The 24440-nt window shown below is 56.2% G+C and carries 23 protein-coding genes; 13 read left to right on the plus strand and 10 right to left on the minus strand.

Translation table 11 applies throughout. The annotated features are described in order from the left end of the window. Nucleotides 1-252: 252 nt before the first annotated feature. The 7 genes from aroK (at nt 253) to trpS (ending at nt 6708) form a co-directional block, all read left to right on the plus strand. Nucleotides 253-774, plus strand: coding sequence for a shikimate kinase AroK (gene aroK, locus ABTW00_RS01890; RefSeq protein ID WP_035892101.1), 522 nt, complete (start codon nt 253-255; stop codon nt 772-774). 58 nt (nt 775-832) lie between these two features. Further along, complete coding sequence (gene aroB, locus ABTW00_RS01895) at nt 833-1927, plus strand: 3-dehydroquinate synthase (RefSeq protein ID WP_064541516.1); 1095 nt, start codon at nt 833-835, stop codon at nt 1925-1927. A gap of 84 nt (nt 1928-2011) precedes the next feature. Further along, nucleotides 2012-3295, plus strand: coding sequence for a cell division protein DamX (gene damX / locus ABTW00_RS01900; RefSeq protein WP_433638486.1), 1284 nt, complete (start codon nt 2012-2014; stop codon nt 3293-3295). Nucleotides 3296-3412: 117 nt separating this feature from the next. Next, complete coding sequence (gene dam, locus ABTW00_RS01905; RefSeq protein ID WP_064541523.1) at nt 3413-4246, plus strand: adenine-specific DNA-methyltransferase; 834 nt, start codon at nt 3413-3415, stop codon at nt 4244-4246. Nucleotides 4247-4279: 33 nt separating this feature from the next. Next, nucleotides 4280-4957, plus strand: coding sequence for a ribulose-phosphate 3-epimerase (gene rpe, locus ABTW00_RS01910; protein WP_271446768.1), 678 nt, complete (start codon nt 4280-4282; stop codon nt 4955-4957). Continuing rightward, a complete protein-coding gene (gph, locus tag ABTW00_RS01915) occupies nt 4950-5711 on the plus strand; it encodes a phosphoglycolate phosphatase (RefSeq protein WP_271446769.1) in 762 nt (253 codons plus the stop codon). The genes rpe and gph overlap by 8 nt, the downstream gene beginning before the upstream one ends. Next, entirely contained in the window at nt 5704-6708 is a 1005-nt protein-coding gene (gene trpS / locus ABTW00_RS01920; protein ID WP_064541532.1) for a tryptophan--tRNA ligase, read from the plus strand. The genes gph and trpS overlap by 8 nt, the downstream gene beginning before the upstream one ends. Before the next feature lie 66 nt (nt 6709-6774). On the opposite strand, the gene ABTW00_RS01925 is transcribed toward trpS, so the two are convergent. The 5 genes from ABTW00_RS01925 to tsgA form a co-directional block, all read right to left on the minus strand. Continuing rightward, nucleotides 6775-6948 (minus strand): DUF4223 family protein, encoded by a 174-nt coding sequence (locus ABTW00_RS01925; RefSeq protein WP_065356461.1) that lies wholly within the window; start codon nt 6946-6948, stop codon nt 6775-6777. 237 nt (nt 6949-7185) lie between these two features. Continuing rightward, a complete protein-coding gene (gene cysG / locus ABTW00_RS01930; protein WP_064541538.1) occupies nt 7186-8559 on the minus strand; it encodes a siroheme synthase CysG in 1374 nt (457 codons plus the stop codon). A gap of 133 nt (nt 8560-8692) precedes the next feature. Beyond that, nucleotides 8693-9034: a nitrite reductase small subunit NirD gene (gene nirD, locus ABTW00_RS01935; RefSeq protein WP_065356463.1), complete on the minus strand. Its 342-nt coding sequence runs from the start codon at nt 9032-9034 to the stop codon at nt 8693-8695. Further along, on the minus strand, nt 9031-11574 hold the full coding sequence (gene nirB, locus ABTW00_RS01940; RefSeq protein WP_433638492.1) for a nitrite reductase large subunit NirB: 2544 nt from the start codon (nt 11572-11574) through the stop codon (nt 9031-9033). Before nirB ends, nirD begins: the two co-directional genes overlap by 4 nt. Before the next feature lie 402 nt (nt 11575-11976). Continuing rightward, a complete protein-coding gene (gene tsgA / locus ABTW00_RS01945) occupies nt 11977-13158 on the minus strand; it encodes an MFS transporter TsgA (protein ID WP_065356465.1) in 1182 nt (393 codons plus the stop codon). Between the two features lie 277 nt (nt 13159-13435). Between tsgA and ppiA the strand changes: the two genes are divergently transcribed. The 3 genes from ppiA (at nt 13436) to argD (ending at nt 15970) form a co-directional block, all read left to right on the plus strand. After that, nucleotides 13436-14008 carry a peptidylprolyl isomerase A gene (gene ppiA, locus ABTW00_RS01950; protein ID WP_064541550.1) on the plus strand — a complete coding sequence of 191 codons (573 nt, stop codon included), beginning with the start codon at nt 13436-13438 and terminating at the stop codon, nt 14006-14008. A gap of 96 nt (nt 14009-14104) precedes the next feature. After that, on the plus strand, nt 14105-14668 hold the full coding sequence (pabA, locus tag ABTW00_RS01955; protein WP_064541553.1) for an aminodeoxychorismate synthase component 2: 564 nt from the start codon (nt 14105-14107) through the stop codon (nt 14666-14668). Between the two features lie 84 nt (nt 14669-14752). Then, nucleotides 14753-15970, plus strand: a complete 1218-nt coding sequence (argD, locus tag ABTW00_RS01960) for a bifunctional acetylornithine/succinyldiaminopimelate transaminase (RefSeq protein WP_064541556.1) — start codon at nt 14753-14755, stop codon at nt 15968-15970. Here the strand turns inward: argD and ABTW00_RS01965 are convergent. After that, nucleotides 15963-18038 (minus strand): YccS/YhfK family putative transporter, encoded by a 2076-nt coding sequence (locus tag ABTW00_RS01965; RefSeq protein ID WP_433638497.1) that lies wholly within the window; start codon nt 18036-18038, stop codon nt 15963-15965. The two genes, argD and ABTW00_RS01965, sit on opposite strands and share 8 nt — an antisense overlap. A 54-nt stretch (nt 18039-18092) precedes the next feature. Continuing rightward, nucleotides 18093-18725: a cAMP-activated global transcriptional regulator CRP gene (crp, locus tag ABTW00_RS01970; RefSeq protein ID WP_000242758.1), complete on the minus strand. Its 633-nt coding sequence runs from the start codon at nt 18723-18725 to the stop codon at nt 18093-18095. A 304-nt stretch (nt 18726-19029) separates the two neighbouring features. Between crp and ABTW00_RS01975 the strand changes: the two genes are divergently transcribed. After that, nucleotides 19030-19434, plus strand: coding sequence for an OsmC family protein (locus ABTW00_RS01975; RefSeq protein WP_064541617.1), 405 nt, complete (start codon nt 19030-19032; stop codon nt 19432-19434). Between the two features lie 61 nt (nt 19435-19495). Here ABTW00_RS01975 and ABTW00_RS01980 read toward each other — a convergent pair whose 3' ends face one another. The 3 genes from ABTW00_RS01980 to ABTW00_RS01990 form a co-directional block, all read right to left on the minus strand. Further along, complete coding sequence (locus ABTW00_RS01980; protein WP_065356468.1) at nt 19496-20359, minus strand: phosphoribulokinase; 864 nt, start codon at nt 20357-20359, stop codon at nt 19496-19498. Nucleotides 20360-20424: 65 nt separating this feature from the next. After that, nucleotides 20425-20643, minus strand: coding sequence for a YheU family protein (locus ABTW00_RS01985; RefSeq protein ID WP_064541565.1), 219 nt, complete (start codon nt 20641-20643; stop codon nt 20425-20427). Continuing rightward, the gene (locus ABTW00_RS01990) at nt 20640-21662 is read right to left on the minus strand and encodes a hydrolase (RefSeq protein ID WP_064541570.1); all 1023 of its coding nucleotides are present in this window, start codon (nt 21660-21662) and stop codon (nt 20640-20642) included. The genes ABTW00_RS01985 and ABTW00_RS01990 overlap by 4 nt, the downstream gene beginning before the upstream one ends. A 250-nt stretch (nt 21663-21912) precedes the next feature. On the opposite strand from ABTW00_RS01990, the gene mdcA reads away from it, so the two are divergent. Next, nucleotides 21913-23568: a malonate decarboxylase subunit alpha gene (gene mdcA, locus ABTW00_RS01995; RefSeq protein WP_038634792.1), complete on the plus strand. Its 1656-nt coding sequence runs from the start codon at nt 21913-21915 to the stop codon at nt 23566-23568. Further along, the gene (locus ABTW00_RS02000; RefSeq protein WP_069323816.1) at nt 23568-24428 is read left to right on the plus strand and encodes a triphosphoribosyl-dephospho-CoA synthase; all 861 of its coding nucleotides are present in this window, start codon (nt 23568-23570) and stop codon (nt 24426-24428) included. The genes mdcA and ABTW00_RS02000 overlap by 1 nt, the downstream gene beginning before the upstream one ends. Nucleotides 24429-24440: the final 12 nt, after the last annotated feature.

The raw sequence follows: 24440 nt of genomic DNA on the forward strand, positions 1-24440 counted from the left end.
GAAGGCGTGTCCCGAGTTTGACGTGGGGCCAGATTTAGCATACAAGGAGTACCGATTTGAGTGTCAGTACGCACCGCTCCTTCTCCTGTAGTCTGCTGATTTAATCTGTTGCCAAACCAGCCGGAGTATTGAGATAATTTTCAGTCTGACTCTCGCTCTATTGCATAAGAGGTTTCAGTTCATGTCCTGCGACGCGCGATGTTCTGCGGCGCGGATTTATCATTAACGAATAGTCTTAGTAGTACCAAAAAAATGGCAGAGAAACGCAATATCTTTCTGGTTGGGCCCATGGGTGCCGGCAAAAGCACCATTGGGCGCCAGCTGGCTCAACAGCTCAATATGGAATTTTACGATTCTGATCAAGAGATTGAGAAACGAACAGGCGCTGACGTGGGCTGGGTCTTTGATGTCGAAGGCGAAGAAGGTTTCCGTGACCGCGAAGAAAAAATCATCAATGAGTTAACGGAAAAGCAGGGTATTGTTCTGGCAACAGGCGGTGGCTCTGTAAAATCACGTGAAACGCGCAATCGTCTCTCCGCTCGTGGTGTCGTCGTCTACCTGGAAACGACCATTGAAAAACAGCTAGCGCGCACTCAGCGTGACAAAAAACGCCCGCTGCTGCAGGTCGAAACGCCGCCGCGTGAAGTGCTCGAGGCGCTGGCTGACGAACGTAATCCGCTGTACGAAGAGATTGCCGACGTCACCATTCGCACTGACGATCAAAGCGCAAAAGTTGTCGCCAACCAGATTATCCATATGCTGGAAAGCAACTAATACTGGCCAGAAAAGTAGAACGCCAGCGAATATAAGTCACTAAGGTGGACGTCGCGTTATGGAGAGGCTTACAGTAACTCTCGGGGAACGTAGTTACCCGATTACCATCGCGGCTGGTTTGTTTAACGATCCAGCTTCCTTCTTACCGCTCAAGTCTGGCGATCAGGTTATGCTGGTCACCAACGAAACGCTGGCACCGCTTTATCTGGACCAGGTTCGAACCGTGCTCGAGCAGGCTGGCGTGAAGGTTGATAGCGTCATTCTGCCGGACGGCGAACAGTACAAAAGCCTGGCTGTGATGGATACCGTCTTCACCGCGCTTCTGCAAAAACCGCACGGTCGTGATACCACTCTTGTCGCCCTGGGCGGCGGCGTGATTGGCGACTTAACCGGTTTTGCTGCGGCGAGCTATCAGCGCGGCGTGCGCTTTATCCAGGTGCCTACCACTCTGCTTTCGCAGGTGGACTCTTCGGTTGGCGGCAAAACTGCGGTCAACCATCCTCTCGGCAAAAATATGATCGGTGCATTCTGGCAGCCAGCCTCCGTGGTGGTTGACCTGAATTGCCTGAAAACATTGCCGAAACGCGAGCTCTCTTCCGGCCTGGCTGAAGTCATTAAGTACGGCATCATTCTGGATGCACCGTTCTTCGAATGGCTGGAAAACAACATTGATGCGCTGATGGCGCTGGATGAAAAAGCGATGGCGTACTGTATTCGCCGTTGTTGTGAGCTGAAAGCCGATGTTGTCGCAGCCGACGAGCGCGAAACCGGGTTACGTGCTTTACTCAATCTTGGGCATACGTTTGGCCATGCTATTGAAGCCGAAATGGGCTACGGCAACTGGCTGCACGGTGAGGCCGTGGCGGCAGGTATGGTGATGGCAGCTCATGCCGCTGAGCGATTGGGTCAATTTGACGCCCAGGATACTCAGCGTATCATCGCGCTGCTCAAACGTGCGGGTCTGCCGGTTACCGGTCCGCAGGAGATGACGGCGCAAGCCTATCTGCCGCATATGCTGCGAGATAAAAAAGTCCTGGCTGGCGAAATGCGCTTAGTGCTGCCGTTGGCTATCGGGAAAAGTGAGGTACGCGGTGGCGTATCCCACGATGTGGTTCTTGGCGCTATTGCTGATACTCAGCAGGCGCAACTATAAGAAAGGTCTAGCCGCGTTCGCGCGGTGTTTTAACTTCAGGTGATGTGCAATTGTCGTGGCATAAGCCTTTTAGTGGGGTGTTAAATGGATGAATTTAAACCAGAAGACGAGCTGAAACCCGATCCCAGCGATCGTCGTACTGGTCGCTCTCGTCAATCTTCCGATCGTGACAACGAGCCACAGATCAACTTTGATGATGTGGATCTTGATGCGGATGAGCGTCGTCCGTCCCGTAGTCGCAAAGCACGTGAAGAAATTGAACCGGAAGACGAATACGAGGACTCTGACCCATCCGATGAGGATGATGCAGAAGAAGTCGTAGAGCGCCGCCCGCGTAAACGTAAAAATGTCGCGCCGCGTAAGCCTGCTTCTCGTCAGTACATCATGATGGGTCTGGGCGTCGTGGTGCTGCTGGTGCTGATCGTCGGCATCGGTTCGGCATTGAAAGCCCCGTCTTCAAACGATCAGAGAGCTTCTGCTGAGAAGAGTATTTCTCTGTCTGGCGGCGATAATGTCGATCAGGCCAATGTGAGCCAGAGCCAGCCTGCGCCGGAAGCGAACCAGCAGCAGGACGTTTCTCTGCCGCCTATCTCCTCTACGCCGACCCAGGGTCAGCAAACCGCTGCGCCTGACGGACAGCAGCGCGTAGAAGTACAGGGCGATCTGAATAATGCGCTGACTCAGCAGCAGGGCCAGATTGATGACGCCGTGGTCAATTCCACGCTGCCGACCGAACCTGCGACCGTCGCTCCTATCCGTAACGGCGCACGTCCGGCGGTAACGGCACCGGAAACCCCGCGTCAGACTGCGACCGCTCCGCGTCCGGAACGTAAGCACACGGTCATCGAAGCCAAACCGCAGCCGGTTGCCCCTGCGAAAACGCAGACGACGACGGCACAAAGCAAACCTGCTGAAGCGAAGCCGGTGACGACTGCGCCGAAGCAAACCGTAACGGCCGCAACGCCTGCGCCGACTAAAGCGCCGGCAGCTGAAACGGCGAAACCAGCGACTACCACCACCACTGCACCTGCAGCTACCGCCGCCGCGACGGCAGCCCCTGCAGCGGCAACCGGTAAATCCGCTGGCGATGTCGGTTCGTTGAAATCAGCTTCAGGCTCGCACTACACGCTGCAGCTCAGTTCCTCTTCTAACTACGACAACCTGAACGGTTGGGCGAAGAAAGAGAACCTGAAAAACTACGTGGTGTATGAAACCTCTCGTAACGGCCAGCCGTGGTATGTTCTGGTCAGCGGTATCTACGCATCGAAAGATGATGCCAAACGCGCCGTGACCACGCTGCCAGCCGACGTACAGGCGAAAAACCCGTGGGCGAAACCGCTGCATCAGGTTCAATCGGATCTGAAGTAATCGCCGTTTCGTTAGCAACCGCCCCGTTTGTACCATTGGGTATGAGCGGGGCGTAGAAGCGCAGGATGCTGTCGGAGCTTTCTCCACAGCCGGAGAGAGTGTAAGTAGTCAGGCCGCATGAAAAAAAATCGCGCTTTTTTGAAATGGGCAGGGGGGAAGTACCCGCTGCTCGATGAAATTCAAGGCCATCTGCCGAAAGGTGATTGCCTGGTTGAACCCTTCGTTGGTGCTGGATCGGTATTCCTGAATACCGATTTTTCGCGTTATATTCTGGCTGATATCAACAGCGACCTCATTGAGCTCTATAAAATCGTTAAAACACGCGCCGATGAGTACGTTGAGCAATCGCGGGCGCTGTTTGTGCCCGAGACCAATAGCGCCGAGCGCTATTATCAGTTCCGCGAAGAGTTTAATGCCAGCACCGACCTGTTCCGTCGCGCGGTGCTGTTTTTGTACCTTAACCGCCACGGCTACAATGGCCTGTGTCGTTACAACCTGCGCGGTGAGTTTAACGTCCCGTTTGGGCGCTATAAGAGACCTTACTTCCCGGAAGCCGAGCTGCGTCACTTTGCCGAGAAAGCGCAAAATGCCGAGTTCTACTGCGAGTCTTATGAAGACTGTATGAAGCGCGCCGGGAAGAATGCCGTGGTCTACTGTGACCCGCCGTACGCGCCGCTGTCGGCGACGGCGAATTTTACGGCCTACCACACCAACAGCTTTAGCCTACAGCAGCAGGAGGTTCTGGCGCAGAAAGCTGAAGAACTGATGGCGAAGCGAATACCGGTGCTTATCTCAAACCACCGTACGCCGCTCACGCTGGAATGGTATAAAAACGCAACGCAGATGCACGTCGTGAAGGTCCGACGCAGCATTAGCCGCAACGGCGGCACGCGTAAAAAGGTGGACGAGCTGCTCGCGCTGTATCGCCCGCCGGATAAAAAACAACGTTAAAGACCCTAATGGATAGGCTCTGAGGAGATGCGGATGAAACAGTACCTGATTGCCCCTTCAATTTTGTCGGCCGACTTTGCCCGCCTGGGGGAAGACACGGCGCGTGCGCTGGCCGCCGGGGCGGATGTGGTTCATTTCGATGTTATGGATAACCATTACGTGCCGAACCTGACCATCGGGCCGATGGTGCTGAAAGCGCTGCGTGACTACGGTATCACCGCCCCTATCGATGTACACCTGATGGTGAAGCCGGTGGACCGCCTGGTTCCGGACTTCGCCGCCGCAGGTGCCAGCATCATCACCTTTCACCCGGAAGCCTCCGAGCACGTTGACCGCACGCTGCAGCTGATCAAAGAGCACGGCTGCAAAGCGGGGCTGGTGTTGAACCCGGCCACGCCGCTGAGCTATCTCGACTACGTGATGGATAAGCTGGACGTCATTCTGCTGATGTCGGTGAACCCAGGCTTTGGCGGTCAGTCCTTTATTCCGCACACGCTGGATAAGCTGCGTGAAGTGCGTCGCCGTATTGATGAATCTGGCTATGACATCCGTCTTGAAGTCGACGGCGGTGTTAAAGTGAACAACATTAGTGAAATCGCGGCGGCGGGAGCAGATATGTTCGTTGCCGGTTCGGCGATTTTTGGTCAACCTGACTACAAAAAAGTCATTGATGAAATGCGCAGTGAGCTGGCAAAGGTAAGTCATGGATAAATTGCAAAGCATTCGCGGCGTCGCGTTTGACCTCGATGGGACGTTAGTCGATAGCGCACCGGGGCTGACGGCGGCGGTGGATAGCGCGCTGTACGCGCTGGAACTACCGGTTGCCGGTGAAGACCGCGTGGTCACCTGGATTGGCAACGGTGCCGATATTCTGATGGAGCGGGCGCTCAACTGGGCCCGTCAGGAGCGTGCTACCCAGCGTGCGGCGCAGGGGAAACCGTCCGTCGATAGCCACGATATTCCTCAGGATGAGCAGCTTCGCGTGCTGCGTCGCCTGTTCGATCGTTATTACGCTGAATTCGCAGAAGAAGGTAGCTTCCTGTTCCCGCACGTTGAGCAGACGTTGGCTGCGCTGCACGCCAGTGGCCTGCCGCTGGCGGTGGTGACCAACAAGCCGACGCCTTTCGTGGCGCCGATTCTGGCATCGTTGGGCATCGACGGCTATTTCTCCGCGGTAATTGGCGGCGATGATGTGCAAAACAAGAAGCCGCATCCGGAGCCGCTGCTGAAGGTCGCTGAGACGCTCTCCATTACGCCGGAAGCGCTGCTGTTTGTTGGCGATTCACGCAACGATATTCAGGCCGCAAAAGCGGCGGGCTGCGCCTGCGTCGGCCTGACCTACGGCTATAACTATGGCGAAGCCATCGCGCTCAGCGAGCCGGACGTTGTCTTCGACCACTTTAACCAACTTTTGCCCGCTCTTGGGCTTCCGAACAGTGAAAATCAGGAATCAGAACATGACTAAGCCCATCGTATTTAGCGGCGCACAGCCGTCAGGTGAACTGACAATCGGTAACTACATGGGTGCGCTGCGTCAGTGGGTCAATATGCAAGACGACTATCACTGCATCTACTGCATCGTTGACCAGCACGCGATTACCGTTCGCCAGGATCCGCAGGCGCTGCGTAAAGCTACGCTCGACACCTTAGCGCTGTATCTGGCCTGTGGTATCGACCCGGAAAAAAGCACCATCTTCGTACAGTCCCACGTGCCGGAACACGCGCAGCTGGGCTGGGCGCTGAACTGCTACACCTATTTCGGTGAACTGAGCCGTATGACTCAGTTCAAAGACAAATCCGCGCGCTATGCGGAAAACATCAACGCCGGTCTGTTCGATTATCCCGTGCTGATGGCGGCAGATATTCTGCTGTATCAAACCAACCAGGTGCCGGTGGGTGAAGACCAGAAACAGCATCTTGAGCTGAGCCGCGATATCGCCCAGCGTTTCAACGCCATCTACGGCGACGTGTTCAAAGTACCCGAGCCGTTTATTCCGAAGTCCGGCGCGCGCGTGATGTCGCTGCTGGAGCCGACCAAGAAAATGTCCAAGTCCGATGACAACCGCAACAACGTGATTGGCCTGCTGGAAGATCCGAAATCGGTGGTCAAGAAGATCAAACGTGCGATGACCGATTCCGAAGAGCCGCCGGTTATTCGCTATGACCTGAAAGAGAAAGCGGGCGTGTCTAACCTGCTGGATATTCTGTCTGGCGTCACCGGTCAGAGCATTCCGGAGCTGGAGAAACACTTCGAAGGCAAGATGTACGGCCACCTGAAAGGGGAAGTCGCCGAAGCGGTTTCCGGTATGCTGAGCGAGCTGCAGGAGCGCTATAACCGCTACCGCAATGATGAAGCCTTCCTGCAGAAGATCATGAAAGAGGGTGCGGAAAAGGCCAGCGCGCGTGCTTCCGAGACGCTGAAGGCGGTGTACGACGCAATTGGTTTTGTGGCTAAGCCATAATTGTCTGCTTCAATAAATAAAAAACCGGGATATTTCCCGGTTTTTTATTTTGGAAATAAATATTATTTATTTCACTTGTGCCGGAGCGCCGCAGCCGCCAATTATTTTAGAGATGGAAATAGCCGGGTGCAGTAAATAGTCGTATGAGCAATTATCTTTTTTGTTCTGGATAGAACCGGTGCAAGCTGTCAGGGTAGACAGCGCCAGCAGTACCGCTGCCGCTTTTAACATGTTTTTCATTTATAATCCCATTTAATTAAAAAAATTTATTTATGCATAATTCCGTATGCTTTAAAACATGATTGAATTAAGCCGCTAATATATAAACTTAAAATTAAATGTTGAGTCAACGCGGTTCGTTGTTATATCTATTAATAGATAATTTTAAATAATCTAACGCCTGAAAATAAACGAAATAAAACAATGATAAGCGAGCCATAAAAATATTATGGCACGTATAAAGAGTCACTAATCGGATTAATGGTAGGAGAACCAGTTTAACTTATTCCGTAAGCCAACGACGCGCCCAACGATAATCAGCGCCGGGCTGGCCATCTGCTGCGCCAGCTCGCCGAGCTGCGCCAGCGGGCCGTCGACGACGCGCTGGTTAACAGCCGTACCGTTCTCCACGATAGCGACCGGCATATCGGCCTGCATGCCGTGTTCAATGAGCTTCTGCTGGATGGTAGTGGCCTGATTCAGCCCCATATAAAACACCAGCGTTTGTTTTTCTGCTGCCAGGTTTTCCCAGTCCAGCTCGCCGCCGGTTTTCAGGTGGCCGGTGACCAGACGTACGCTCTGGGCGTAGTCGCGGTGGGTGAGAGGAATACCGGAGTAGGCCGAGCAGCCGGACGCCGCGGTAATTCCCGGTACGACTGAGAACGGAATGCCCGCCTGGCATAGGGTTTCCAGCTCCTCGCCGCCACGACCAAAGATAAACGGATCGCCGCCTTTCAGACGTACCACGCGTTTACCTTGTTGCGCTTCACGCAGTAGGATCTGGTTGATCTCGTCCTGCGGCACGCAATGGTAGCCCGCGCGTTTACCGACAAATACGCGATCGGCGTCGCGACGCACCAGATTCATAATATCGTCGGAAACCAGACGGTCATACACGACCACGTCCGCCTGCTGGATCTGCTGTAGCCCCTTAAGCGTCAGCAATCCGGCGTCCCCCGGCCCGGCACCCACGAGCACCACTTCACCGCGATGGTCCAGCGGAGTATTCAGCAACTGCTCGGTTTCGTCTTCTACTGCTTTCTGGTCCTGGTTCGCCAGCGATTGCGCCAGACGATCGTTCACAAACAGCTTTTCCCAGAAACGGCGGCGCTCACCCATGGTGGCGAACTGCTTTTTCACCCGCGCGCGCAGCTGGCCGGCATAGTGCGCCACCTGGCCCAGATGTTGAGGTAGCATCGCCTCGAGCTTTTCGCGCAGCAGACGCGCCAGCACCGGGGAAGTGCCGCCGGAGGAGACGGCCACCATCAGCGGCGAGCGGTCAATAATCGACGGCATGATAAAGCTCGCGGCTTTCGGGGCATCGACCACGTTACAGAAAATACGGCGTACTTCCGCTTCGTCGCTAACCTGCTGGTTTACCGCGTCGTCGTCAGTGGCGGCAATCGCGAGCCAGCAAGGGTCAAGCAGCGCTGGCTGGAAGTCGCCCTCGACAAGCGTCAGCATTCCCGCATCTGCCCAGACGTGGAACTGCGGAACGTAATCCCGCGCGTTTACCGTCAGGCGGGCGCCCGCGTCCAGCAGCAGACGTGCCTTGCGTTCGGCGACATCGCCGCCGCCGACCAGCAAACAGTCGCGATCGCGCAGTTGGCAAAAGATGGGTAAGTGATCCACGGGGCAACCTCACGGAATGAACAATAGAAATGCGGGGAATGAATAATGCGGGTAAGGATAACAGCAGACATCGTATGGAATATACGATTTTTCCTGCTGTTACCCCCTTAAGGTCATAAGTTTTTGCTATTACTTATGCCGAAAACGATCGGGCCTTTAGCTGTACCATATCGTCTTTGACGCGAACGTCGTAATGGGCGACGGAATGGCTTTCGTCTTCCATGCACAGGCCGTCACGCAGGCGGAAGCGCTGCTTTTTCAGCGGGCTGGCGACCCACAGTTCGCCCTGATGCTCGGCAATCAGGCCGCGGGACAGCACGCTCGACTCGAAGAACGGGTCGATGTTGCTGATAGCGAACACCTGATTGTCGGCGTAGGGACGGAACACCGCCACCTGCTGGTCGCCCAGCAGGGCGCAGACGCCGGTAGCTGGTACAATCGCGTCAATCTTGCAGATATTTACCCACTGGCTCATGCGTTTTCCTCCACCAGAGTTACCGGAATACGTTCGTACGGCGTGGCCGGGCGGTGCTGGGCACGTTCAGGAACCACCTGCACGTTCGGGTCACGCTGCTCGCTGTTGATAAAGTGTTTGAAGCGAACCTGAGCGGCCGGGTCGTTGACCGTCTCGGTCCATTCACAGGCAAACGCGTCGCGCAGGCGAGCGATCTCTTCTTCCAGATGGGCGTTCAGGCCCAGCTTGTCGTCGATGATCACGGACCGCAGGTAGTCGATACCGCCTTCCATGTTATCCAGCCACGGCGCGGTACGCGTCAGCTTATCGGCGGTGCGGATGTAGAACATCATAAAGCGATCGAGGTACTTGATCAGCGTGTCGCGATCGAGGTCTGCCGCCAGCAGATCCGCGTGGCGCGGTTTCATGCCGCCGTTGCCGCAGACGTACAGGTTCCAGCCTTTTTCTGTCGCGATAATGCCGACGTCTTTGCCCTGCGCTTCCGCACACTCACGGGTACAGCCGGATACGCCAAACTTCATCTTGTGCGGCGTACGGATGCCCTTGTAGCGGTTTTCCAGCTCCACGCCGAAGCCGACGCTGTCGCCGACGCCATAACGGCACCAGGTGCTGCCTACGCAGGTTTTCGCCATACGCAGCGCTTTGGCATAGGCATGACCGGTTTCGAAGCCGGCTTCAATCAGCTGACGCCAGATTTCCGGCAGGTCGTCTTTCTGCGCGCCGAACAGGCCGATACGCTGGGAACCGGTGATTTTGGTGTACAGGTTGAATTCACGCGCGATACGGCCCACGGCCACCAGCCCTTCCGGGGTGATTTCACCGCCCGCAGAGCGCGGGATGACCGAGTAGGTGCCGTCTTTCTGGATATTGGCGAGGAAGTTATCGTTGGTATCCTGCAGCGGTGTATGCTGCGGCTTCAGGATGTATTCGTTCCAGCAGGAGGCCAGCAGGGAACCGACGGTCGGCTTACAGACTTCACAACCGTAGCCTTTGCCGTATTTCGCCAGCAGCTCGCCGAAGGTTTTAATGCCTTCAACACGAATCAGGTGATACAGCTCCTGACGGGTAAAGGCGAAGTGTTCACACAGGCTGTGGTTGACTTCGATACCCTGTTTCGCCAGTTCGGCGTTGAGCACCTGGGTGACCAGCGGGATACAACCGCCGCAGCCGGTACCGGCTTTGGTTTCGGCTTTCAGCGCCGCGACGGTATGGCAGCCTTTATTGATAGCGGCGACCAGGTCGCCTTTGGTCACGTCAAAGCAGGAGCAGATTTGCGCGCTGTCCGGCAGTTTATCCACGCCGATAGATGGCTTACCGCCGCTGGCATGCGCGGGCAGAATCAGCGAGTCCGGGTTTTCCGGTAGCTCAATCGCGTTCAGCGCCAGCTGTAGCAGATTGCCAAAGTCGCTGGTGTCGCCCACCAGTACCGCGCCGAGCAGCGTTTTGTTGTCCTGGCTGACGATCAGGCGTTTGTAGACTTCTTTGCTTTCATCGAGGTAGACGTAGCTGCGTGCGCCAGGCGTACGGCCATGCGCATCGCCAATGCCGCCCACGTCGACGCCCAGCAGCTTCAGCTTGGCGCTCATATCCGCGCCCTGGAAGCTGTTTTCTCTGCCGAGGATGTGGTCAACGGCAACCTGAGCCATTTTGTAGCCCGGCGCCACCAGACCGTAGACGCGGTTTTTCCAGCTGGCGCATTCGCCGATAGCGTAGATATCCGGGTCGGAGGTCTGGCAGCGATCGTTAATCATGATGCCGCCGCGCTGGGCGACTTCCAGGCCGCACTGGGTAGCCAGCTTGTCACGCGGGCGAATACCGGTGGAGAAGACGATAAAGTCGACTTCCAGCTGGCTGCCGTCGGCGAAGCGCATGGTTTTACGCGCGTTTTCGCCTTCCTGGACGATCTCTTTAGTGTTTTTGCTGGTGTGAACCTTCACGCCCATGCTTTCGATTTTGCGCTTCAGCTGCTCGCCGCCCATCTGATCGAGCTGTTCGGCCATTAGCATGGGTGCGAATTCGATCACGTGAGTTTCGACGCCGAGGTTTTTCAACGCGCCAGCCGCTTCGAGGCCAAGCAGGCCGCCGCCCACTACCGCGCCGCGTTTGCTACGGCGCGCGCAGGATTCAATGGCGTTCAGATCTTCAATCGTACGGTAAACGAAGCAATCCTGAGTTTCAGACCCTTTGATAGGCGGGATCCACGGGTAGGAGCCGGTCGCCATAATCAGTTTGTCATAAAAGACGGTACGACCCGCGCTGGAATGGATCACCTTCTCTTTACGGTTGATGGTGATGGCGCGCTCGCCGACCAGAACTTTAACGCCGTGTTTCTCATAGAAGCCTTCGCGCACCAGCGACAGCTCTTCCGCGGTGTGGTGTGAGAAGTAGGAAGAGAGGTGTACGCGGTCGTAGGCGATGCGGGGTTCTTCACAGAAGACGGTAATATCGAACCGGCTGGCGTCGGATTTATCGAGAAGATCCTCGATAAAGCGGTGGCCGACCATGCCATTACCGATAATTGCGAGTCTGACTTTGCTCATTTTTGCCTCGATTTCTATTCTAATACTGCCTACCTTAACGATTCAGCTAGTGGGATTATTGATTCAAATCAATTTAGCCTTTGCCTACCCCTTAATGAGTAGGATGATGATTTTTAAGTGTTTTTGTAAGTTGCGGAAAATACTCAACTTTATTTGCTGTGCGTTTCTTGAACGAAAAGGGTGAAAAATAAGCGAAAGGAGAGGGGGACGTTTGTTAGCATTGAAAGAGGCTTTAGGCAGTCTCAGTTCACATCCTGTAGGCCGGATAAGCAAAGCGCCATCCGGCAATGTGCCACAGAGCGCCGGATGGCGCTTTGCTTATCCGGCCTACAACGGAAAGGGAGCGCAGCAGTTGGAGGAAGGAAATGCGCCCCTTTTCACGGCGAAAAGGGGCGAGGCAGATTAGTGAGAAGCACTCACCGCATGCTGACGATGACGGCTCACAAAGCCGAGGATAAGGCACATGACGAATACAACGGCATACAGGCCGTTTGCGGTCGTCAACGCCGCCAGCGGGCCGCTATGGGCAACGATAGGCCCGGTGACCACGAAAGTCAGCATGGTGCCGATGGTGCCGCAGGTCAGCACAAAGTTAACCAGTTTTGGTGAGGCGACTTTGGTCTGCAGGGAGCCCAGCGTAATAATTGAGGTGTAGATCGCGCTGGAGAAGAAGCCCAGAGTCAGGATAAACCATGCCAGGTGCTGCGGTTCGCCGTGGTTGAACAGGTACATCATCACGGTGGCAATACCGGCCAGCACGGTCAGGATACGCTGCAGGTCGAAGAAGCGCAGGATAAAGCTGAAGGCCCACATACCGAACATGTAAGACATCCAGAAGTCGCTGACCAGTTTGCCGGCATCGTTGAGGCTCATGCCCAGGCCCTTGGCGTATTCCGGTACCCAGGAGATAAAGCCCAGCTGGCCGAGGATGTAGCACAGCGCGGCGATGGACAGGAACAGCACGCCAATGCCCCACTTCTCTTTTACGATCGGCTGGTCGTTGTTCTGCGCTTTTTTACCCAGAATCGGGAAGTCGCAGCCGAGGGTCAGCACGAAGATAGCCACGTAGATCAGGCCAATGCAGGCGTATACCCAGTACCACTCAATGGTACGGGCCAGCAGCCAGGCTGCCAGCATCGGGAAGATCATCCCAGCCATGCTGAAGAAGGAGTCGGTAAACAACAGACGTGCGCCGCGCTGACGCCCTTCATACATATGGGTGATGAGGAAGGTACCAATCGACATGGTAATCCCGCTGACCAGCCCCAGTACGAACATGGCGGCGGAGAACAGCGCCAGGCTGTGGCTGGTCATCAGACCAATGACCGCCAGCACCATCAGGATGAAGCCAAAACGCAGCTGCGTTTTCAGCGGAACGATTTCCATCAACCAGGCGTTGAGGAAAATCGAGATCAGGATCCCAGCGTTCAGGAAGGTAAAGGTGTTACTCATGCTGGAAACGGGCAGATTGAAGTAATCGGCGATGTTTCCCATCACCATCCCGGTGACGATCACCAACGCACCGGTAAGGGCGTAGGAGAAGAAGCTGATCCATGTGAGCTTGATACGGTTGCTGTTAGTCATGACTGGCCTGTGAATAGTTGTGTAAAGCGCATTGACATTGCGCTGAGCGGGCAGATTTTAGTCATTGAGGTGATGTATTCATAGTTTTATTACGCAAACGTTGGCGTATTACACTTTTCATTGTGATCTGGATCACAAAATGGAAAGGGTGAATTCTTACCATGCTCATTATAAGCGTTACATCCGCGTAAACTTTGGTAAAGCACTGGCCTGAGGGGCTGTCCCTCTTTAGAATCAAGCCACTTGCTTCTCTACTGCACCTGTTAAAGGAATTCTCATGCTCAAATCAACTCTGGCGGCCGTGGCGGCTGTTTTTGCTCTCTCGGCGATGGCTCCTGCGGCTCTCGCAGCAACCACGAATCCGCACGTGCTGCTGACCACCTCCGCAGGCAACATCGAGCTGCAGCTGGATAGCCAGAAAGCGCCGGTTTCCGTTGAAAACTTCCTGAACTACGTTAATAGCGGTTTCTACAACAACACCACCTTCCACCGCGTGATCCCAGGCTTTATGGTTCAGGGCGGCGGCTTTAACGAGCAGATGCAGCAGAAGCAGCCTAACCCGCCAATTAAAAACGAAGCCGACAACGGCCTGCGCAACACCCGCGGCACCATCGCGATGGCGCGCACTGCTGATAAAGATAGCGCAACCAGCCAGTTCTTTATTAACGTGGCCGACAACGCTTTCCTTGACCACGGCCAGCGTGATTTTGGCTACGCGGTATTTGGCAAGGTGGTGAAGGGCATGGACGTGGCAGATAAAATCTCCCAGGTGCCGAGCCACAACGTTGGGCCATACCAGAATGTGCCGACCAAACCGATTGTCATCCTGTCGGCGAAAGTACTGCCATAATTTGCGCCGGGCGGCGTCAGGCATGAGGCTGCCGTCCGTATCGCTAAAGCACTCCACTCTCGGTAGAATGGCGGCAGATAAATGACCGGAGCCGCCATGATCCTGCTGATTGATAATTACGATTCCTTTACCTGGAACCTCTACCAGTATTTTTGCGAGCTGGGGGCCAGCGTGGTGGTCAGACGTAACGATGACATCACCCTTGATGACATTGATAAGCTGGCGCCGGAAAAAATCGTGATCTCACCCGGCCCCTGCACGCCGGACGAGGCAGGTATCTCTCTTGATGTCATCCGCCACTACGCGGGTACCGTTCCCCTCCTCGGCGTTTGTTTAGGCCATCAGGCCATCGCGCAGGCATTTGGCGCGCGCATCGTTCGCGCACGGCAGGTCATGCACGGCAAAACGTCGCCGATTACCCATCAGCAGCAGGGCGTTTTTCGTGGTTTGAATAACCCGCTGACCGTTACCCGCTACCACTCTTTACTGGTTGATCCCGATACGCTGGCCGACTGCTTTGAGGTTACCGCCCGCAGTGAATGCGGGGAAATCATGGGGATCCGCCATCGCGAGTGGGATCTGGAAGGCGTCCAGTTCCATCCGGAAAGCATCCTTAGCGAACAAGGGCACCAGCTACTGGCCAACTTTCTCCAGCGATAGTAGTTGCCATGATGTGATTTTTTATGCATATTTTGTGGATAGATTCTCACAATCATTGCTGCATCGTTTGAAGAAGGGCATGACATGGTAACCAAACAACCTGCGATCACCCGCGCGACCTTCGATCAGGTCATTTTGCCAATCTATGCACCGGCGGAGTTTATTCCGGTGAAGGGAAAAGGCAGTCGCGTCTGGGATCAGCAAGGCAAAGAGTACGTTGATTTTGCGGGCGGTATCGCGGTGACGGCGCTGGGCCACTGTCATCCGGCGCTGGTTGAGGCGCTGAAAACCCAGGGCGAAACCCTGTGGCACACCAGCAACGTGTTTACCAACGAACCGGCGCTGCGCCTGGGCCAGAAGCTGGTTGACGCCACTTTCGCCGAGCGCGTGGTGTTCATGAACTCTGGTACTGAAGCCAACGAGACCGCTTTTAAACTGGCGCGTTACTACGCGTCAACCCGTCATAGTCCGTACAAAACGAAAATTATCGCCTTCCATAACGCCTTCCACGGGCGTTCGTTGTTTACCGTCTCCGTCGGCGGTCAGCCGAAGTACTCCGACGGTTTCGGCCCTAAACCTGCCGATATCGTTCACGTGCCGTTTAACGATCTGCACGCGGTGGAAGCGGTGATGGATGACCACACCTGCGCGGTGGTGGTGGAGCCGATTCAGGGCGAAGGCGGCGTGCAGGCGGCAACGCCGGAATTCCTCAAAGGGCTTCGCGACCTGTGTGACAAGCATCAGGCGCTGCTGGTCTTTGATGAAGTGCAGAGCGGCATGGGCCGTACCGGTTCGCTGTTTGCTTATATGCACTACGGCGTGACGCCGGATATTCTGACCAGCGCCAAAGCGCTGGGCGGCGGCTTCCCGGTGAGCGCCATGCTGACGACCAACGACATTGCCAGCGCTTTCCACGTGGGTTCGCACGGCTCTACCTACGGCGGTAACCCGCTGGCCTGCGCTGTGGCCGGTGCGGCCTTTGATATTATCAACACGCCGGAAGTGCTGAACGGCGTCAGTGCTAAGCGCGAGCGCTTTGTTCAGCATCTGCAACAGATTAACGCGAAATACGATGTCTTCAGCGATGTGCGCGGGATGGGCCTGCTGATTGGCGCTGAGCTGAACGCGAAATACAAAGGCCGCGCGCGCGACTTCCTGTATGCCGCAGCGGATGTCGGTGTAATGGTATTGAATGCCGGCCCGGACGTGATGCGCTTTGCGCCGTCGCTGGTGGTGGAAGAAGTGGATATCGATGAAGGCATGCAGCGCTTTGCCCAGGCCGTCGCGAAAATTGTTAGCTAGTTTGCCGCTTTAACCAGCCGCCGTGCCGTGGGCGCTGGCGCCAGGCCACCGACGAAATGGTGTGCATGGTGTTCAGGTGCCCCAGAATTCGCTGGAGATGCTGTTCCATGGTGCTTAACGGCCCGTGGGACAGCGAATCCGGCGCTTCCATAATGTTGACCTCGCCGCTGCTCCCCGCTTCATCGTATTCCAGACGCTGCTGGCAGCGTTGTAGGGCAATTTCACACGACTCCAGGTACTGCTGCGCCAGATCGGGCGTCAACATGTTGTGCTCGCGCGCCAGCGTCGTCATGGCGTTGATGTGCTCGACGATAAACTGGCTGTGGGTGACCCACAGCTTCATGTCTTCAAGATAACGTGAATTAAAGCCTGGCTCCTGCATCGCCTGGTTCAGCGTGTTATACAGCGTGTTGTGCGCCTGGTTGACGCGCATGCGCTGGTAGGCCAGCTTCGGTGCCTGTGGGTCAGGGCTGAGGATCAGGCGGATAGCTTCCTGATCGGCCTCCAGCGCCGCCTGGGCGTTCTGGCGCAGCTGGCCGCTCTGCCACTGCGGCCAGAGCCAAATCATACCGCCGAAGGCGATCAGGCAGCCAATGATGGTGTCGATAAAGCGGGCGACAATAAACTCTTCGCCATTAAGCGTCAGGATTTGCAGGGTGTATACCGCGGTGATGGTAAAGCCGACGGTTGCCCAACCATAGCTGCGACGAATAATCAGGTAGCTCACTAACGTCACTATCAGCATGCCCGTTAGCGCCCAGCCCTGCGGCGCGTGGAAGTGCAGGGCCACGGCGGCAATTACCAGCCCGGCAAGCGTGCCCGCCGCTCGGTGGAAAATTCGCACCCGGGTCGCGCCGTAACCGTTTTGCGTGACCAGCAGCACCGTCATCAGGATCCAGTACGGTTTTGGCAGGTGCAGCGCCGCGCCCATCAGGCTGGCGATGCTCAGCATCACGCTGAGACGCGCGGCGTTACGCAGGGCGGGAGAGCGCAAAGAGAGGTAGCTTTTTAACGCGGGGAACAGCGGCAGACGGCGTTCTTTGTCGGCCATCAGGTTACGCGGGTACAGCGGGCGCTGGGAGCGCAGCACGCGGGCAATGCGGCTGAAGTGCCAGGCACAGAACTGACCAACCGGGTTATCCGGGTGCTGGTCGGCAATTTTTTCCAGCGCGCCAATCTGTTTATCCATGTTGAAGCGGGTAGGGTAGCGGTGATAGAGGATATCGTCCGCCAGCACGCGCAGGCGTGCGGCTACCGTCTGGGCATTCCAGCGGATCACCGCTTCCGCATGGCTGCGTTCAACCAGCTTCTGCACCTCTTCCGGCTGGTGCAGGCTGACGGAGATATGCTCCTGCAAATCCAGCCCTACCTGGAAGGCGCGCAGCAGGCGCTTATAGTCATTGTGCTGGTTCGCCGCCAGCATGTGTAGCTGCTGGTAGCATTGGGAAATCAGGTCCACCACCTTTTGCTGGCGAGTCAGCAGCGGCGGCAGCGCGGTGTTGGGATCGGTATGCTGAGTCAGTAAGCTATATTTTGCTTCGCAGTAGTCCGCAAGCTGACGGTAAAGCAGACTGAGCGATTCTCGCAGCGGCTGCTCGCGCCACATCCAGAACCACCACCAGTTGAACAGCCCGTACCATAATGTTCCCAGCGCGTAGATCAATAACGGCTGCCAGATAGGCATATTCCCTGCCAGGCTAAGGGTAAAAATGGACGCAATCAGCGAAGCGGGCAGCAGTCGTCCGTGCAGGGCGCTGATCTCCGCCGTAACGCCAAGCAGCAGCGCCAGCCCGGTCAGAATCAGTGGCAGAGGTACATCGCGCGCCAGCAGCAGCTGAACGGCGAGGCTACATCCTGCGAACAGACAGCCGCCAATGATCAGACGCTTGAAGAAACGTTTATGTGGCGTATCAAGCCCGGCAATGTTGCAACAGGCGGGCACCAGCGAGAACAGTAGGCCCTGCTTGAGATGACCGAGAAGTAGACCAATGGCAACGGGCAGACACAGCACCAGCGTTTGCCGCAGTGCATAGTTGACTTCCGGGTGGTAAATCAGCCTGCGCCACATAGGGGGAAAACAAAAACGGCGTACTGCATGACGCAATACGCCGTTTGGGCTGGATTAGCGGGTACCGTAAACGACAATGGTTTTGCCGTGTGCGGAGATCAGATTCTGATCTTCCAGCATCTTCAGGATACGGCCCACGGTTTCACGAGAGCAGCCCACGATCTGGCCGATTTCCTGACGAGTGATTTTGATCTGCATCCCGTCCGGGTGGGTCATTGCGTCAGGTTGTTTTGCCAGGTTCAGCAGCGTCTGCGCGATACGACCGGTGACGTCGAGGAACGCCAGGTTGCCAACTTTCTCAGAGGTCACCTGCAGACGACGCGCCATTTGCGAAGAGAGACGCATCAGGATGTCCGGGTTAACCTGGATCAGCTGTCGGAATTTTTTATAAGAGATTTCAGCAACTTCACAAGCGGTTTTTGCCCGTACCCACGCGCTGCGTTCCTGGCCTTCTTCAAACAGGCCTAACTCACCGATGAAATCGCCCTGGTTGAGGTAAGAGAGGATCATCTCTTTCCCTTCTTCGTCCTTGATGAGTACTGCCACTGAGCCTTTTACGATGTAATACAGCGTCTCTGCTTTTTCACCCTGGTGAATCAGCGTGCTCTTCGATGGGTACTTATGAATATGGCAATGAGACAAGAACCATTCGAGAGTCGGGTCTGTTTGCGGTTTGCCAAGCACCATGCGCGGTTATCCTCTGTTATAAGCTCTTCCCGGCGGCAAAAGCATTGCGGCCACCGGTTGCAATAGTATCCTTCCCGTTACCTGGGAAGTCGGCTGTCGCATACTGTCGCAGCCTGTAATGTGATGTCCTCTGCATACATGCAGTACGTTTATGTATTACCGTAGCATCCTGACTGTTTTAGCATAGCTTTAGCCGTGTGTCTCCTGGTGTCTCGCTTCAGCATGACGTCGATCGCCTTCCATTGCGAGAATTGTTATGTGCGCGTAATCTGAGAAGAAAATTGCAACCTTGGAGTTAAAAATTATGCAAGCGCGTGTGAAATGGGTTGAAGGGCTGACCTTCCTGGGGGAGTCCGCTTCTGGGCACCAGATCCTGATGGACGGCAACTCTGGCGATAAAGCGCCAAGCCCGATGGAAGTGGTGCTGATGGCCGCAGGTGGCTGCAGCGCTATCGACGTGGTGTCTATCCTGCAGAAGGGGCGCAATGACGTGACCGACTGCGAAGTGAAGCTGACCTCCGAGCGTCGTGAAGAAGCGCCGCGCCTGTTCACCCACATCAATCTGCATTTTATCGTCACCGGTAAAGGGCTGAAGGATGCGGCGGTTTCCCGTGCGGTGGATCTGTCTGCGGAGAAGTACTGCTCTGTTGCGCTGATGCTTGAAAAAGCGGTGAATATCACCCACTCCTACGAAGTGATCGAAGGGTAAGTCCTTTGCGAGCAACGGCTCCCTCGTTCCTTCGGGGAGAGGGAACCGTCCTGTCAATCTGCTAGTTTCGACCTTCCATTAAACGCTGCACCAGCGGCGTCATGATCAATTCCATCGCCAGCCCCATTTTGCCGCCGGGAACGACCAGCGTGTTCATATGCGAGATGAACGAACCCTGCAGCATGGCCAGCAGCCACGGATAGTCGATGTTGTCGAGGTTGCGGAAGTGAATCACCACAAAGCTTTCGTCCAGCGACGGAATGCCCTTGGCGGCAAACGGGTTAGAGGTATCAACCGTCGGCACGCGCTGGAAGTTGATATGCGTGCGTGAGAACTGCGGCGTGATGTAGTTGATATAGTCTTCCATCGAACGCACGACCGAATCCATCACCGCTTCGCGGGAGTGTCCGCGCTCGCTGGTATCGCGGATCATCTTCTGGATCCACTCAAGGTTAACGATTGGCACAACGCCGACCAGCAGGTCGACGTGGCGTGCGACATCATGCTGTGGCGTCACGACGCCACCGTGCAGCCCTTCGTAGAACAGCACGTCGGTCGGTTCCGGCAGCGGCTGCCAGGGGGTAAACGTGCCTGGCACCTGATTCCACGGCACCGCTTCATCGTAGGTATGCAGGTATTTTCTCGACTGCCCTTTACCGTGCAGACCATAGTCGCGAAAGGTTTGTTCCAGCAGGCCAAAATCGTTGGCATCCGGGCCAAAGTAGCTGATATGGCGGCCTAAATCGCGGGCTTTACGAATGGCCATATCCATTTCCGGACGGGTATAACGGTGGAAGCTGTCGCCTTCCACTTCTGCCGAACGCAGGTTGAGCTGAGCAAAGATTTTACGGAACGCGAGGCTGGTGGTGGTGGTGCCCGCGCCGCTGGAACCGGTAACGGCAATAACCGGATGTTTGGCAGACATGCGAATAACTCCCTGAAAAGACGACAAGGGAAGCGTGGTAAACGCCTCCTGCCGTTAGAGTATAGTTAACCGCGAAATTGGTTACGGGGCATGATATTGACGGTCTCGTGAAGTTCGGACCAGACCAGCACCGCTTCGCCGGTTTGTAGCTGCTGTTTGACGTCGGCGACCTTTTGCGCAAGTGAACGCTCATATTCACCATAATCAGTGCCTTCGCGCAAGACAAAGCTTTCAATCAGGTTGTCCAGCGTCTCCGGGTCGATATCCTGCCAGGGAATAATCATGCTTTCGCTCCCAGCCAGCGCATCAGCCAGGCGGGAATGCGTTTTTCCAGCCACATTTCCGGGTGGCGTAAAGTGCCGCCGATAAAACCCACGTGCCCGCCAAATTCCGTCAACTGATACTCCACGTTCTCCGGCAGCTCTTCCTGCGCGGGGATGGAGTGGTGATCCATAAACGGATCGTCCTTCGAGTGGATGATCAGCGTCGGCTTCGTGATTTTGCTTAAGATCGGCATCGCGCTGCACTGGCGGTAATAGTCGATGGCGTCGGCAAAACCGTGGATCTTCGAGGTAATCGAATCGTCAAACTCGCGGATGCGGCGCATGCTTTTCAATTGACGCAGATCGACCGGCAAGGAGCCGGGATAGGCCTTCAGCTTGCGGGCCGCATTGCCTTTCAGCAGGTTGAGCAGATAGCGCTGATAGACGCGCGAAAAGCCTTTATCCATGTGGTAGCTACAGGCTTCCAGCATAAACGGCGCAGAGACGATCACGGCAGCATCGATGGGCACCGCATTGCCTTCTTTGGCGAGCAGACAGGCGAGCATGTTACCGCCAAGCGAGTAGCCCACAGCCGCAGTAGGGGCGTGACCATATTCGCGCGCAAGCCAGTGCAGGAACCAGGTACCGTCTTCCGTTTCGCCGGAGTGGTAGATACGGTTCAGGCGGTTGGGCTCGCCGCTACAGCCGCGGAAATGCATCACCACGCCCAGCCAGCCCTGCGCTTTCGCCGCATTGATCAGACCGTGCGCGTACGGGCTGTACAGACTGCCTTCCAGCCCGTGAAACACCACCAGACGCGGCTTATGAATGGCGGCCTGCGGATCTTCGCTCCACGCAAGATCGACAAAGTCGCCATCCGGCAGCTCAAGGCGCTGCCAGTGGGGCGTGAACTGCACCTTACGCCGAATAAGGCGCGGCAGCATCGTCTGCAGATGCCGGTTGCTGACGCCGCGCATTGGCACGAAGTCGGCGCTGCTTTGGGTGTCGATGTTGAGATCGTGGTGGGTGGTTTCAGTCATGTCTACGCGATGTTTACTCGTTAATCTGCCGCCTACTATACCGTCACTTTGCCCTCGTGTTTATGAAAATGAGGCATAGGTAGTCGTTTTTATCCCTTTGGTTTCTGATCCTCATCACAAATTGTTACTTCAATTATTACTCTCAAGCTAATGATTCTTTCCTACGCTTAATTGATGACTTTCTCACCAGGGTGCACACTCTTTCCAGTGTTAAGCAATCAAAATGATTAGCTGAATCAGGAGGTTAATAATGTTATCTGGGCAAACGCCAGCACGAGTCTGGAACACCCGCCGCACGGAAAAACAGCGCCGTCTGGCTTCCGTTCCGGTGCAGGGTAAGGTGCTGCCGACCGCAGACCTGACCGCGATGCTGGAAAAACTGATCGCGCCGGGTGACCGCGTGGTATTAGAAGGGAATAACCAGAAGCAGGCAGATTTCCTGTCCCGCATGCTGGCTGAAGTCAATCCGCAGATTGTGCACGACCTGCATATGATTATGCCAAGCGTCGGGCGCAGCGAGCATCTGGATATCTTTGAAAAAGGCATCGCCCGCAAGCTGGACTTCTCCTTCTCCGGTACCCAGAGCCTGCGTATTTCGCAACTACTGGAAGATGGCCAACTGGAAATCGGCGCCATCCATACTTACATCGAACTTTACTCCCGTCTTTACGTCGACCTGGCCCCGAACGTGGCGCTGATTGCCGGTTATAAGGCTGACCGTAAAGGCAACCTCTACACCGGGCCGAGCACCGAAGATACGCCTGCGCTGGTGGAAGCCGCCGCGTTCCACGATGGCATTGTCATCGCGCAGGTGAACGAACTGGTGGATGACGAATGCGACCTGCCGCGCGTGGATATTCCGGGCTCCTGGATTGACTACGTGGTTGTCGCCGATAAGCCGTTCTTTATCGAACCGCTGTTTACCCGTGACCCGCGCCTGATTAAACAGGAACACATCCTGATGGCGATGATGGCGATTAAAGGCATCTACGCGGAACATCAGGTACAGTCGCTGAACCACGGTATCGGCTTCAACACCGCGGCGATTGAACTGTTGCTGCCAACCTACGGTGAACAGCTCGGTCTGAAAGGCAAAATCTGTAAACACTGGACGCTGAACCCGCATCCAACGCTGATTCCGGCAATTGAGAGCGGCTGGGTAGAAAGCGTGCACTGCTTCGGCGGCGAGTTGGGGATGGAAGAGTATATCCGCGCCCGCCCAGACATCTTCTTTACCGGTTCCGACGGCTCGATGCGTTCTAACCGCGCCTTCTGCCAGTTGGCTGGCCAGTACGCGGTAGATATGTTTATCGGCTCCACCCTGCAGGTTGATGGCTACGCCAACTCCTCCACCGTGACCCGCGGCCGTCTTTCTGGCTTCGGCGGCGCGCCAAACATGGGTCACGACCCGCACGGTCGTCGTCATGCAACGCCAGCCTGGCTGAATATGATCACCGAACCAGACCCAATGCAGCGCGGTAAAAAACTGGTGGTGCAGATGGTCGAAACCTTCCAGGCGGGCGTGAAGCCAACCTTCGTCGAAAAACTGGACGCGGTTGACGTGGCGAAAGCCTCCGGCATGCCGCTGGCACCGGTAATGATCTACGGCGATGACGTAACCCACGTGCTGACCGAAGAAGGTATCGCCTACCTCTACCGCGCCAAAGATCTTGAAGAGCGCCGTGCGATGGTGGCTGCGGTAGCAGGGATCACCGATATCGGGCTGGGCGTTGACGCTAAGCGCGTTGCCGAGCTGCGTCAGAGCGGCAAGGTGGTCTATCCGGAAGATATGGGCATTCGTCGTACCGATGCCACCCGTTCGCTGCTGGCAGCCGGTAGCGTCGCTGACCTGGTGGAATGGTCCGGCGGTCTTTACAACCCACCTGCGAAATTCCGGAGCTGGTAATGAAACTTCTGCCCCAGATTCAGGTTGAAGGCGGTGCCGAGTGGCTGGCGCGAACCGCCACGCAGTGTCTGATTGACGAAGCACGATTAAGCCCGAAACCCGGTCTGGTGGACAGTCGGGGGAACGGCGCGCACCACGATCTTACGCTTTCGCTAATGGAGCGCTCCGCACATAGCCTGACCCCTACGTTTCAGGCGCTGGCGCAGCAAAGTTGGCAGCGTCCAGCGGATATTGCGCTCAGACAAACCATAGGGCGACTCGGCCGTGAGGGCGAGCAGCAGATGATGGCCGCGACCCACGGCGTGAATACCCACCGCGGCGCGATTTGGGCGCTGGGGTTGTTGGTGAGCGCCGTTGCGATGCACGGTGGTGCCGGTGGCGCGCAGCAGATAGCCGCTACCGCAGCGGAACTGGCGAAGCTGCCGGATGACGCAGCGCCGAAGGTGTTCAGCAAAGGGCTTCGCGCAACGCATCGTTATCGTGTACCGGGCGCTCGTGAAGAAGCTCAGCAGGCGTTTCCGCACGTGATGCAGCGCGCGCTGCCGCAGCTGCGTTTAAGCCGCCTGCGCGGTAGTAGCGAGACGCACGCGAGGCTGGATGCGCTGATGGCGATCATGACCTCGCTGACCGATACCTGCGTACTTTCTCGTGCCGGGCTGGAAGGGCTTGATGCCATGCAGGACGGCGCGCGCGCCGTGTTGAATGCAGGCGGCAGCGCGCACCCGGCGGGTCAGGCGGCATTAGCGGAACTGGATAGCCAGATGCTGGCGCTAAACGCCTCGCCGGGCGGCGCGGCTGACCTGCTCGCCGCCACGCTATTTCTCGATCGCGTCGAAATCACGTCGAATCGCCGTATTTAAAGCATTAAGAGG

It is taken from the genome of Kluyvera georgiana (genome assembly GCF_050990895.1).
In the GTDB taxonomy this organism is placed as follows: domain Bacteria; phylum Pseudomonadota; class Gammaproteobacteria; order Enterobacterales; family Enterobacteriaceae; genus Kluyvera; species Kluyvera georgiana.